This window comes from Actinomadura roseirufa (assembly GCF_900659635.1).
Classification (GTDB): domain Bacteria; phylum Actinomycetota; class Actinomycetes; order Streptosporangiales; family Streptosporangiaceae; genus Spirillospora; species Spirillospora roseirufa.
Genome location: NZ_CAACVB010000009.1, coordinates 1 through 11549 on the forward strand (window position 1 = coordinate 1; position 11549 = coordinate 11549).

Below are 11549 nucleotides of genomic sequence, written 5' to 3' on the forward strand. Positions count from 1 at the left end.
CGTCCCGCCGCGATCCACGCCCGCGCCTGCGTCTCCAGGGCGTCCGGCAGCGCGCCGATGAGGCCGTTCAGGCGGCAGTGCGCGGCCCGCGCGGCGGCGAGCTCCAGCACGGCCTCGTCGTCGCCGAGGATCAGCGCGAGCCGGACGGCCTGGTCGTCGTCGGCGGCGCGGGCGGCGCGGGCCTCGGCGAGGCGCTCGGCCAGCAGCGGGAGGCCGCGGGCCGGATCGCCGCCGACGAGGTGCGCGAGGCCGCGTAGCGTCCCGTCGCCGGGCAGGAGGTCGGCGGCGCGCAGGAGCGCGGAGATCTCGCCGGACGTCCACGCGTACGCGGCCGCCGTGCGCAGCATCGGCGCCCGGTCGCTCGGGACGGCGTGACCGGCGTGCTCGACCAGCATGAGCGCGGCCGCTCGCGGGTCGCCGCGCTCGTACTCGACGGCGGCGCGGACGCGGCCGAGGCGCGCGCGCTCGACCGGGTCTGCGGTGAGGCGCTCGGCCGTGACGGCCAACTCCTCTGCCTCTTCGGGCTGTCCGGCCTGGAGGATGAGCTCGGCCGCAGCCCCTAGCCGGGTGGCGCGCGCGCTCTGCGACGGGGTGAGTTCCGCGGCCTGACGGTAAAGCGAGGCCGCGGTCGCGTAGCCGGTGATGCTCCGCGCGCGCTCTGCTGCTTCCTGTAGTTCGAGTGCGATGCCCTCGTCCGGTGCCAGCGCGGCCGAGGCCCGGTGGCGCGTCCGGCAGTCGGCGTCGTCCGCTGCGGCGGCCAGGGCCTGGTGGACGGTGATGCGGCACGCCGTCACGGCGCCCTGGTAGGACGCGGCCCGGATCAGGGGATGGCGGAAGGCGATGCTGCGGCCGGTCACTTCCACGAGCCCCGCGCGCTCTGCTTCTTCCAGGTCTTTCAAGCCCACGCCCAGCGCGCGCGCCGCGCTGAACAGGCTCGGCATGTGTCCGCGTCCTTCGGCCGCCGCGATAAGGAGCATCAGTCTGGTGTTGTCGGAGAGCGCGTCGATCTGGCTGCGGAACGAGGCCACGACCTGGTCGGTGACGGGGAGCGGCCGGGAACCGTCGGGGAGCCGGTTCCCGGCGACGCCGAACTCCAGCAGCGCGAGCGGGTTGCCTCTCGACTCGTGGACGACGCGGTCGCGCACCGCGGGGGGCAGACGCCGCGCGGCGAGCATCCGCTCGGCGTCGGCCCGGCCCAGCCGCTCCAGGCGCAACTCGGGCAGGCCGGTCCCGAGCAGTGCCTCGTCCCGGACGGCGAACAACATCACCACGCCCTCGGCCGCCAGCCGCCGCGCGGCGAACAGGAGCGTCTCGGTGGTCGCGGTGTCCAGCCACTGCGCGTCGTCCACCAGGCACAGCACGGGGCCGTCTTCGTCGGCGAGGTTGGCGAGCAGCGTCAGCACGGCGAGGCCGGTGGTGAAGCGGTCGCGCTCCCCGGCGGGCGCGCCGAGGGCGCCCAGGGCCGTCCGCAGCGCCGCCGCCTGCGGGGCCGGCAGGGCGTCCAGCCGGTGCCGGACGGGCCACAGCAGCTGGTTCAGCCCGGCGAACGCGATGCCCGTCTCGGCCTCGAAGCCGGTGGCGCGCAGCACGTGCGGGGACGCGGCCGCCGCGGCGTCGAGCAGGACGGACTTGCCGATGCCCGCCTCGCCGCGCACGATGAGGGCGCCGCTGCGCCGGCCGTCGCGCGCCGCGTCCAGCAGCGCGGAGACGCGCGCCTGTTCGGTAGTCCGTCCGTAGAGCACGGATCCAACCTACGGGGTCGGATCCCCGAATTAGTACGGATTCGCCCGTCAGGTACCGGCTCGTACCTTCATGACCAGCGATAACGCCCCCAGGAGGATGTCATGCAGGAGCTGTTCGAGCCGTTGTCGGCGGGGAAGCTGGAACTGTCCAACCGGCTGGTGATGGCACCGATGACGCGGAGCCGCGCGGGGGAGGACGGCACGGTGGGCGACCTGACCGTCGAGTACTACGCCCAGCGCGCCGGGGCCGGACTGATCATCACCGAGGGCACCCAGCCGAGCGTGATCGGCCAGGGGTACGTCCAGACGCCCGGATTGCACTCCGACGAGCAGGTGGGGGCTTGGCGCCGGGTCACCGACGCCGTCCACGCACGGGGAGGCCGGATCTTCGCCCAGCTGATGCACAGCGGGCGGGTCGGCCATCCGAGCCTTTACCCCGACGGCGCGCTGCCGTTCGGGCCGTCGCCGATCGCCACCGGCGAGCAGATGTGGTCGCCGGACGGGATGCTCGACCACCCGACACCGCGCGAGATGAGCCTGGACGACATCGCCCAGACCTTCGCCGACTTCGCCACGGCCGCGCGTAACGCCGTCAGGGCGGGGTTCGACGGAGTGGAGCTGCACGGCGCGAACGGATACCTGATCCAGCAGTTCCTGGCCGACGGCAGTAACAAGAGGACGGACGCGTACGGCGGATCCGTTGAGAACCGCGTCCGCTTCGCCGTTGAGGCCGCACGGGCCGTCGCCGACGCGATCGGACCCGAGCGCGTCGGATTCCGAGTGTCCCCCGGAGGCACGGCGAACGGGGTCAGTGAGAGCGACACCCCCGAGCTGTACGCGGCTCTGGTCGCCGGTCTGGCGCCCCTGGGGCTCGCCTACCTTCACATCTTGGAGGCCGGACTGCGGGAAACGACCCGGCAGATCCGCGCCGCATGGCCCGGGGCGCTGATCCTGAATCCGCACCCGACACCCGAGTCCTTCCCCTCTACGCCGGAGTACGGCGTTGAGGCCCTGCGTGAGGGACTGGCGGACGCGATCGCCTTCGCCACCCTGTGGCTCGCCAACCCCGACCTGCCAGCCCGCCTCAAGGCCGGAGGGCCCTTCAACGAGGCCGACCCGTCGACCTTCTATGGCGGCGATCAGCGCGGCTACACCGACTACCCCGCGCTCACCGCCTGACCCATACCGACCGAAGGCCGTGTGGACTGGGGCTGTGAGAACGTGACCTCAGCGTTCACACGGGCGCGTGATCAGCCCGCTTGGGCGACGCCGAAGGCGAGTCCCAGCGGGCTGATCGCGAAGCGGTGCCCCGCCCGCGCGAGATCGATCAAGGGCGAGCCCTTGGGCCGATCTCGCCGTGCACGCCGCGGCGAGTGCGTACGCCTCAGTAGCCGGGGCGTACGGCGCCGTTGAAGTTGCGCTTGTAGTAGCTGTTGATCTTGACCCGCTTGACCCGCTGGCCCGAGCTGGGCGCGTGGATCATGTAGCCGTTGCCGACGTAGATGCCCATGTGGGACCTGCCGCCGTAGAAGAAGAGCAGGTCACCCTTGACCGCGCCCTTCAGCGAGACCTTGTACTTGACCGCGCGGTAGATCTGCTGGGTGGTCCGGGGGAGTTTCACCCCGGCCTTGCGCCAGGCGCCTCCGGCCAGCCCGGAGCAGTCCCACGAGCCGGGACCGGTGCCGCCGTAGCGGTACGGGTCGCCGATCTGCTTGTAGGCGTAGCCGACGGCGTAGGCGGCCCGCTTCTTCTGCCGGGCCTTCCGGGACGAGGAGATCTTGGTGGTCGCGGCGGCCGCGAGCGCGACCTTCTGCGACGGTGCCGCCGCCTCCGAGGGGGCGGCCACGAGGAGGGTCGCGCCGAGCGCGGCCGTCGTGGTGAGCGCGATGCCACCGGCCAGCCAGGCGCGGGTGGACATGGTCTTCAGGGGCTTCCGGGGGGTATGCAGGATGACTCCAGAGCTGGCGGACGATGCCTACCGGGCAGCCGTCACCGCGGGCGGGGGTCCGCCCGGGGGTCGGGATGCCGCGACCGCCTCGGACCGGGGCGTCGTCGAGACGCCGCGGGCGGCGGCCGCATTCCGGCTCCGTGCCTCTTGGCTGCACGGATGCGGCGTTGACGGCGGGTTGGTCGGCGGCGCTCCGTCCGCGGGACGGTCCGGGGTCCGTGAGGGGACCGGGGATCGCCCGGGACGGCCCGGGCCCCGACAGGGGGCGAGGCCGGGACGCGCCGCTGCCGCGCGTCGGGTTCCGTGTTCTGTTGTGCGGGGCGGCGTGGCGTGCCGCACGAACCGGGCAGGAACGTAGCCACATCTCCCTCGAATTGGCAAATCTCCCGACGATTTCTGCATTGGACGTTCGTCCGGAGAAGGTGGGAGATCAAGCGCTCTGCCTGCATGGATCGGGCGAACATTCCCTCGAATGTGAATTGGGTCACAGACCCTCTTCGAGGCCCGATTCGGAGGAGTGCTCCGTGTGCGCACGGTGATCGAGAGTGTCGGCGGCCGGCCTCCGAGAAACGGATCATGGGCACCAAACCCTGCGAGGACGCCCTGTCAAGGTCGAAAGTCCGGCCGGAATAAGCCGTTACGAAGGGTGATATCCGCAGCCCAGAGTGCGGATATATTTATCTGACTGTGATGCGGACCACACTGCCGGATATGTTCCTTCAATGTCGCTGGCATTCCGGAATGTCTGGTTCTCCGGGTGTGGGGTGGAGCGGTCCATTCGGCTGTGGATTCCACGGCCCGGCTCGGTCGTGCGAGGGTTGCTCCGCGGTCTTAGAGGGGTTGCCGCAGTGGACGTAAAGGGGGTCCTGTGAGTTCCATCGCAGCCGATCACGGTTGTGTCAATTCACTTACTTTCCGTGTGTTCGCCGTGGTGGCCGGGGTGTGAGGTTGCCGGATCCGGCCAGGAAACGGGCCTTGGTGCCCCTCTTCGGCGCCGTCGCCGGCCGCCGGTGTCGCGGAGGCGTCGGTTCGGTGTCCTGCGGGTGAGGTGGGTCGGACCCCTGTTTCGGTCGCTGACCCTGCTTTATGGACAGTTCGCGTGATCAATGGCGATTCAGGACGATCCATGCATCAATCAGCGCTTTCGGGGCTAGTGTCCAAAAGGGGACAACACTCCCGCCGGATGGCTATGGAATGAATATCGTTTCCATGGGACCCTGGGGCCTGTCCCAGACAGGGTGAGAGGGGAGACCGGCCATGTCCTTGACCGTCGACGATCGGCTGCTGGAGCGGGCGCGCGAAGGCGAGGTGGACGACGCCGCCTTCGTCGCGTGCGTCCGCGACTCGCTGCCGTACGCGTGGAAGGTCGTCAGCGAGGTGGTCGAGCGGATGCGCGAGGGCGCCTCCGGGTTCGCCGACAACCAGACCCCGCCGCCGGACGAGCGGGCACGCGGCCAGCTCCTGCGCGCGCTCGCCAGCGACGCGATGCGCGGAGCCCTGGAGCGGCACTTCGGCGTCAAGCTGGCGTTCCAGAACTGCCACCGCCTCGCGGCGTTCGACTTCGCCGCCGACGGCGTCGCCGAGCGCTATGACCGCTTCGTCTCGCCGCGGGCCCAGCTCCTGAACCAGTCGCCCGAGCTCGTCGACTGCTGACGCCGGGCCGGTCCCCCGTCCCGCTCGGTCGGAGGCGGAACGGGGCGGGGGGCGAGCCCGTTGAGGCGGTATGGCGACCATCGCGTTCCTGACGGTTCCCGGGCTGGTGATCGGCCTGTTCGCCCTGGCCGTCCTTGACCGGGTGGGGCTGTGGGCCAATGCCCGCTTCCGGCTGCCCTGGCGGCGCGACGAGGTGGGCCGGCCCGCCTCGGCCGTCGCCCTCGACCAGCTGGACGAGCTCTTCTACGCCACCAAGCGCCACGAGCTGGATCAGCGACGCACTTCCTTGATGTTGCGGGACGAGGAGGAGGACGGAGCGCTGCCCACCAGCCGCGTCGACCTCGACGGCGGCACGGCCGTCATCCGCAGGACCTCCGGTCCCGCGTAGGACGCGGCACGAGGACCTCGCGGGGGGCGGTCCCCGTCCCAGCCCTCGCCGACGGTGGCCGGCGGTCGCCCGAAGGCATGCGAAATGCTGAATGACCTGGGCAAACGCGGGTACGCCCCCGGCACGAGACGAGGAACGCGTGGGGGATGTGCACACCGAGCCGAGGGCCGCGCCCGACGGCGTCACCGGCGGCGTGAACGCGCCGGAGGCCGGGACGCCGGACGGGCTGCTGCCCACGCTGAAGCGCGCCGCCGCCGCCCTGCGGTCCGCGGGCGTCGGCTTCGCGCTCGCCGGCGGGTTCGCCGCGTACGCGCACGGGGCGGCGGTGTCGACGCACGATGTCGACTTCGCGGTCGGCGAGCGGGATCTCGACGCCGCGCTCGCGGCACTGCGCGCGGCGGGGATGCGGCACGTGGACAGCCCGGAGAACTGGCTGGAGAAGGTCTACGACGGTGACCGCCTGATCGACCTGATCCACACCCCGTCCGGCCGCCCGGTGGACGCGGATCTGCTCGGGCGCGCGGAGGAGATGGCCGTCGGGGCCGTGTTCATGCCCGTCCTGCCCGCGACCGACCTGGTCGTGATGCGGCTGCTCGCCTTCAGCGAGACCGCCTGCGACTTCGGCCGGTTCCTGCACGTCAGCCGGGCGCTGCGGGAGCAGGTGGACTGGCCGTACGTGGCGGCGGAGACGGCGGCGTCGCCCTACGCCCACGCGTTCCTGACGCTGCTCGCCGGGCTCGGCGTGATCGAGGGGAGCGTACCGTGAATGATGCGTCCGGATATGTGTCCGCCCACGTCCAGGAACGTCTCGCGGCGCGCGCGCACGAGCTCGGCATCCGCGTGGACGTCCGAGGGGACGTCCTGTACCTGCGCGGTGAGGTGGTGAGCGAGGAACGGCGGCGGGAGGTCGAGGAGGCCGCCCGCGTCGCCGCCGAGGGGCGTCAGATCCGCAACGAGATATCGGTCGTCGCGGTCCGGGAGCCGGACGGCGAGGAGTGGCTGTCATGATCCATGTGGCCGCGGCCGGAGACCTGCACGTCGGGCCCGAGGAGGCCGCCGGAGCGTACCGGGAGCGGCTGGCGGGCCTCGCCGACCAGGCGGACGTCTTCCTGGTCGCCGGCGACCTGACCAGGCACGGGACGGTCGAGGAGGGCCGGGTCGCCGCGGCCGAGCTGCGCGACCTCGGGCTGCCCGTGATCGCGGTGCTCGGCAACCACGACTACCACTCCGACGCCCAGGAAGAGATCACCGGGCTGCTGCGGGACGCGGGCGTCACCGTCCTGGAGGGCGACGGCATCGTCCTGGAATGCGGCGGGAAACGGCTCGGGATCGCGGGCGGGAAGGGCTTCGGCGGCGGGTTCCAGGGCCGATCCGCCAGCGACTTCGGCGAGCCGGAGATGAAGGCGTTCGCCGAGCACACCAGGGACTTCGCCGGACGGCTCGGCGCCGCGCTCCTGCGGCTGGACGCTGACGTACGGGTCTGTCTGACCCACTACGCCCCGGCCGAGGACACCCTTGAGGGCGAATCGCCGGAGATCTACCCGTTCCTCGGCAGCTACCTGATCGGTGAGGCGATCGACGCGGCGGACGCGTCGCTGGCGATCCACGGGCACGCCCACAAGGGAACGGAGAAGGGCCTCACCCAGGGCGGCGTGCACGTCCGCAACGTGGCGCTCCCCGTGATCCAGCACGCCTACGCGCTGTACTGCCTCGACACTGTGCTTGCTGCAATCCCGGCCCACTTCGCTCGCTAAGGCTCGCTTCGTGACCGTGCTTGTGCGAGCGCGAATCGCTTCGCGATCTTCCCGGCGGGGGCTCGCCTTCGGCGTCGCCCCCGCCGGTCAGGTCGCGCGCTCGCGTGATGGCTGAGGGCCGCGCTTGTTTTGCTGGTTGGTCATGGCGTTAGGGGGCTGGGTCGCGGGTTTGTCGCGGCTCGCCTTCGGCTTCGTCATGTTGGTCAGGTCGTGTTCGGGTGACGGCTGGGGGGGCGAGCCTGTCCCGGTGGTCGGTTTCACGTGAGGGGGCTGGGGCGGGCGTTTGTCGCGGCCTGGCTTCGGCTTTGGTGTGTTGGTCAGGGCGCGAGGTCGGTCAGGTGTCGCGTAGGAGGTCTAGGACCGCGTGTTCCGCGGGGCCCTGTGTGGCCAGTTCGCCCGCGGAGGTGTCGACGCCGAGCGTGCCGAGGGTCGGCGCGATCGTCCGGCCGTTCTCGTACAGGTCGATGATCCGCGGGTCGATGTAGGAGGCGCGGGCGACGGCGGGGGTGTTGCCGAGGTAGCCGGCGACCTCCTTGACGACGCGGACGACGGCGCGCCTCGTCCCGTCGGCGTGCTCGGACACCGCGAGGCCGACGGCGGCGAGGACCGTGGCGTGCCAGGTCCGGAAGTCCTTGGCGGTGAAGTCGCCGCCGGTCACCTCGCGGACGAACGCGTTGATGTCGGACGTGGTGACATCGTGCCAGCCGGAGCGGGTCCGGTGGGCCAGCAGTTCGGGCGAGTCGTCCGCGCGGCGCGTGAGACCGGCGACGACCTTGCGCACCTCCTCCTCCGCGACCGAGCGGTGGAGCGGCTTGGCGCCCTTCGCCGGATACTCGAACACGATCTCGCGGCGGCCGCACGTGACGTGCTCGCGCAGCACGGTGGCGAGGCCGAAGGTGTTGTTCTCCGCCGCGTACTCCTCGCCGCCGATCCGGAAGAACCCGAGGTCGATCAGCCGGACCGCGGCGGCCAGCACCCGCTCGCGTCCGTACCCCCGGCCGGCCAGGTGCCCGGCGAGCACGTCGCGCACCTTCGGCAGCCGCTCGGCGAGATCCAGGACGTGCTCGTGCTTCTCGCGGTCGCGCCGCTCCCGCCAGTCCGGGTGGTACAGGTACTGGCGGCGGCCCGCGTCGTCGGTGCCGACCGCCTGGATGTGCCCGTCCGGGTCCGGGCAGATCCACACCTCGCGCCACGCGGGCGGGATGACCAGGGCCTTGATCCGCTTCTTCACCGCGGCGTCCGCCAGGGGACGGCCGTCCGCGCCGAGATAGCGGAAGCCGCGGCCGCATCTGCGCCGTCCTAAACCGGGCCCGGCCGGGTCGCTGCGCTGGAGCTCCATCGCCGGTCAGCCGGGGTGGATCTCGCCGCCGGCGGGGACCAGCGTCTGGCCCGAGTAATAGGACGACAGCCGGTTGGAGGCGAAGAAGACGTAGGACGGCGCGATCTCGTCCGGGTCGGCCGCGCGGCCCATCGGCGCCTGCTCGCCGAAGCCCTCCACCCGCTCCTCGTCGAACGTCGCGGGGATCAGCGGCGTCCACACCGGGCCGGGCGCGACGCAGTTGACGCGGATCTCGCGGTCCATGAGGTTCTGCGCGAGCGATGTCGTCAGTGCCATCGCCGCGGCCTTGCTCGCCGAGTAGTCGATCAGTGTCTTGTTGCCGCGCAGGCCGTTGATCGACCCGGTGACGACAATGGACGAGCCCGCGCCCAGATGGTCCAGCGCCGCCTGGACCGTCCAGAACAGCGCGAAGACGTTCACCTCGAACGTCCGGCGGAGCTGCGCGTCGTCGATCTCGCGGACGTCCTTGACCGGTGTCTGCGTGCCGTGGTGCAGGACGAGGACGTCCAGCCCGCCGAGGTCGCGGACGGCGTGCTCGACGACCTCGCGGCAGTGCCGCTCCTCGGCGAGGTCGCCGCCGAAGGTCACGCAGCGGCGTCCCGCCGCCTCGATGAGGTCGGCGGTGCGCCGGGCGTCGTCGTCCTCCTCCAGGTAGGTGATCGCGACGTCGGCGCCCTCCTTGGCGAACGCGACCGCGACCGCGCGGCCGATGCCCGAGTCGCCGCCGGTGATGAGGGCACGCCGCCCGTCCAGCAGGCCGCGTCCGGTGTAGTCGCGCATCTCGTCGCGCGGTTCGGGGGTCATCTCGCGGGTGCGCCCGGGGTAGGACTGGCTCTGCGCGGGGTGCTCGCTCATGCCCGGCCGTTGCCCGGAGCGGCCGGAGGCAAACCTTGCGGATTTCCGGAAGGGGTGTGCGCGGAGCGGGCGGCGGCGTCCGGCTACCATCATCCCGAACCACATTCGGTCCCTCACGTAAGGTGCTGCTTATGGACCTGAACGGAGTTTCCGCCGTCGTATCCGGTGGCGCGAGCGGTCTCGGTGAGGCCACCGTCCGCGCGCTGGCCGCCGAGGGCGTCAAGGTGGTCGTCGCCGACCTCAACGAGGACAAGGGCAAGGCGCTGGCCGACGAGGTCGGCGGCGTCTTCGTCAAGACCGACGTCTCCAGCGAGGAGCAGGCGCGGGCCGCGGTCCAGGCCGCCGTCGACACCGGCGCACCGCTGCGCGTCATCGTCAACAGCGCCGGCATCGGCTGGGCCGCGCGCACCGTCGGCCGCGACGGCGCCCCGCACGACCTGGGCCAGTACGAGACCGTCATCCGCATCAACCTCATCGGCACCTTCAACCTGATGCGCCTCGGCGCCGCCGCGATCGCCAAGACCGAGCCGGTGGACGCCGACGGCCAGCGCGGCGTGGTCGTCAACACCGCCTCCATCGCCGGCATCGAGGGACAGACCGGGCAGGTCGCCTACTCCGCCTCCAAGGGCGGCATCATCGGCATGACCCTGCCCGCCGCGCGCGACCTCGCCGCCATCGGCGTCCGGGTGAACACCATCTGCCCCGGCATCATCGATACCCCCATCTACGGCGAGGGCGAGGCCGCCGAGGCGTTCAAGGCCAAGCTCGCCGCGCCCGTCCCCTTCCCCAAGCGCATGGGCCGGGCGTCGGAGTTCGCGCACCTCGTGAAATCCCTGATCGCGAACGACTACGTGAACGGGGAGACCGTCCGCTTCGACGGCGGCATCCGTTTCCAGCCGAAGTGAGGCCCGAATGACCGACGCAGCACCGGCCGAGGCCGTCCTCACCGAGGAGGACGGCGCCGTCCTCGTCATCACGATCAACCGTCCCGCGTCCCGCAACGCCATCAACGGTGAGGTCGCCCGCGCCATCTCCGCCGCCCTGGACGAGCTGGACTCCCGCAAGGACCTGTCGATCGGCGTCCTCACCGGGGCGGGCGGCACGTTCTCCGCGGGCATGGACCTCAAGGCCTTCCTCACCGGCGACAGCGCCGTCGTCGAGGAACGCGGGTTCGCCGGGATCGTGGAGCGCCCGTCGGCCAAGCCGCTGATCGCCGCCATCGAGGGCTACGCCCTGGCCGGCGGCTGCGAGGTCGCGCTGTCCTGCGACATGGTCGTCGCGGCCCGGGACGCCCAGTTCGGGCTGCCCGAGCCGAAGCGCGGACTCGTCGCCGCGGGCGGCGGCCTGCTGCGGCTGCCGCGGCGCATCCCGTTCCACATCGCCATGGAGATCGCTCTCACCGGCGACAAGTACCCGGCGGAGCGGATGGCCGAGCTCGGGTTCGTCAACCGGCTCACCGAGCCGGGCGGCGCGCTCGCCGCGGCCAAGGAACTGGCCCGCAAGGTCGCCGAGAACGCCCCGCTGGCGCTCGCGGCCACCAAGCGGATCATCGTCGAGTCCGCCGGCTGGACGGCCGAGGAGGCGTGGCGCCGGCAGGGCGAGATCACCCTGCCCGTCTTCACGTCCAAGGACGCCCAGGAAGGCCCCGCGGCCTTCGCCGAAAAGCGCAAGCCGAACTGGTCGGGCGAGTAGCGTCCCACCGAGAACGCCCGGAACCTCCAGGTCCCGGGCGTTCTCGCATTCCTCGGATCATTGTCGTCATTCGGTCACTTTCCGTGAAGTGGCGACGGGCGCCGCGCATCCGGAGGGAGACTGAGAAGGCGGGGGGAGCAGAGGCAGGGAAGGCGGCACCGTCTTTCCTGAGGTCGGC

General features: G+C 71.7%; 12 protein-coding genes. 8 read left to right on the forward strand and 4 right to left on the reverse strand.

All coding sequences use genetic code 11. The features are described 5' to 3' along the window. The coding region (locus E1291_RS03545) for an AAA family ATPase (protein WP_131736078.1) at positions 1–1742 on the reverse strand (1742 nt) is incomplete at its 3' end. A 102-nt stretch (positions 1743–1844) separates the two neighbouring features. Here E1291_RS03545 and E1291_RS03550 point away from each other — a divergent pair. Next, positions 1845–2921 carry an alkene reductase gene (locus E1291_RS03550; protein WP_131736079.1) on the forward strand — a complete coding sequence of 359 codons (1077 nt, stop codon included), beginning with the start codon at positions 1845–1847 and terminating at the stop codon, positions 2919–2921. A gap of 205 nt (positions 2922–3126) precedes the next feature. Here E1291_RS03550 and E1291_RS03555 read toward each other — a convergent pair whose 3' ends face one another. After that, complete coding sequence (locus E1291_RS03555) at positions 3127–3660, reverse strand: C40 family peptidase (protein ID WP_131736080.1); 534 nt, start codon at positions 3658–3660, stop codon at positions 3127–3129. Between the two features lie 1287 nt (positions 3661–4947). On the opposite strand from E1291_RS03555, the gene E1291_RS03560 reads away from it, so the two are divergent. The 5 genes from E1291_RS03560 to E1291_RS03580 all read left to right on the forward strand — a co-directional run bounded on the left by E1291_RS03560 (position 4948) and on the right by E1291_RS03580 (position 7485). Continuing rightward, positions 4948–5343 carry an SCO5389 family protein gene (locus tag E1291_RS03560; protein ID WP_131736081.1) on the forward strand — a complete coding sequence of 132 codons (396 nt, stop codon included), beginning with the start codon at positions 4948–4950 and terminating at the stop codon, positions 5341–5343. Between the two features lie 70 nt (positions 5344–5413). Then, positions 5414–5731 carry a DUF6191 domain-containing protein gene (locus E1291_RS03565; RefSeq protein WP_131736082.1) on the forward strand — a complete coding sequence of 106 codons (318 nt, stop codon included), beginning with the start codon at positions 5414–5416 and terminating at the stop codon, positions 5729–5731. Positions 5732–5870: 139 nt separating this feature from the next. Beyond that, positions 5871–6497 (forward strand): nucleotidyltransferase family protein, encoded by a 627-nt coding sequence (locus E1291_RS03570; RefSeq protein ID WP_242613922.1) that lies wholly within the window; start codon positions 5871–5873, stop codon positions 6495–6497. After that, on the forward strand, positions 6494–6739 hold the full coding sequence (locus E1291_RS03575; RefSeq protein WP_131736083.1) for a BON domain-containing protein: 246 nt from the start codon (positions 6494–6496) through the stop codon (positions 6737–6739). Before E1291_RS03570 ends, E1291_RS03575 begins: the two co-directional genes overlap by 4 nt. Beyond that, positions 6736–7485 (forward strand): metallophosphoesterase family protein, encoded by a 750-nt coding sequence (locus tag E1291_RS03580; RefSeq protein ID WP_131736084.1) that lies wholly within the window; start codon positions 6736–6738, stop codon positions 7483–7485. Before E1291_RS03575 ends, E1291_RS03580 begins: the two co-directional genes overlap by 4 nt. 334 nt (positions 7486–7819) lie before the next feature. On the opposite strand, the gene E1291_RS03585 is transcribed toward E1291_RS03580, so the two are convergent. Further along, positions 7820–8824 (reverse strand): DNA topoisomerase IB, encoded by a 1005-nt coding sequence (locus E1291_RS03585; protein WP_131736085.1) that lies wholly within the window; start codon positions 8822–8824, stop codon positions 7820–7822. 6 nt (positions 8825–8830) lie between these two features. Continuing rightward, a complete protein-coding gene (locus tag E1291_RS03590) occupies positions 8831–9679 on the reverse strand; it encodes an SDR family oxidoreductase (protein WP_131736086.1) in 849 nt (282 codons plus the stop codon). A 131-nt stretch (positions 9680–9810) separates the two neighbouring features. On the opposite strand from E1291_RS03590, the gene E1291_RS03595 reads away from it, so the two are divergent. Both E1291_RS03595 and E1291_RS03600 read left to right on the forward strand, forming a co-directional pair. Beyond that, on the forward strand, positions 9811–10584 hold the full coding sequence (locus E1291_RS03595; protein ID WP_131736087.1) for an SDR family NAD(P)-dependent oxidoreductase: 774 nt from the start codon (positions 9811–9813) through the stop codon (positions 10582–10584). 7 nt (positions 10585–10591) lie between these two features. Then, entirely contained in the window at positions 10592–11371 is a 780-nt protein-coding gene (locus tag E1291_RS03600) for a crotonase/enoyl-CoA hydratase family protein (RefSeq protein WP_131736088.1), read from the forward strand. Positions 11372–11549 lie beyond the last annotated feature (178 nt).

Excerpts from the sequence above, each read along its gene's own strand:
- E1291_RS03600 (WP_131736088.1), top strand. The coding sequence starts at position 10,592 with ATGACCGACGCAGCACCGGCCGAGGCCGTCCTCACCGAGGAGGACGGC.
- E1291_RS03595 (WP_131736087.1), top strand. The coding sequence starts at position 9,811 with ATGGACCTGAACGGAGTTTCCGCCGTCGTATCCGGTGGCGCGAGCGGT.
- E1291_RS03580 (WP_131736084.1), top strand. The coding sequence starts at position 6,736 with ATGATCCATGTGGCCGCGGCCGGAGACCTGCACGTCGGGCCCGAGGAG.
- E1291_RS03555 (WP_131736080.1), bottom strand. The coding sequence starts at position 3,660 with ATGTCCACCCGCGCCTGGCTGGCCGGTGGCATCGCGCTCACCACGACG.
- E1291_RS03560 (WP_131736081.1), top strand. The coding sequence starts at position 4,948 with ATGTCCTTGACCGTCGACGATCGGCTGCTGGAGCGGGCGCGCGAAGGC.
- E1291_RS03565 (WP_131736082.1), top strand. The coding sequence starts at position 5,414 with ATGGCGACCATCGCGTTCCTGACGGTTCCCGGGCTGGTGATCGGCCTG.
- E1291_RS03550 (WP_131736079.1), top strand. The coding sequence starts at position 1,845 with ATGCAGGAGCTGTTCGAGCCGTTGTCGGCGGGGAAGCTGGAACTGTCC.
- E1291_RS03590 (WP_131736086.1), bottom strand. The coding sequence starts at position 9,679 with ATGAGCGAGCACCCCGCGCAGAGCCAGTCCTACCCCGGGCGCACCCGC.
- E1291_RS03585 (WP_131736085.1), bottom strand. The coding sequence starts at position 8,824 with ATGGAGCTCCAGCGCAGCGACCCGGCCGGGCCCGGTTTAGGACGGCGC.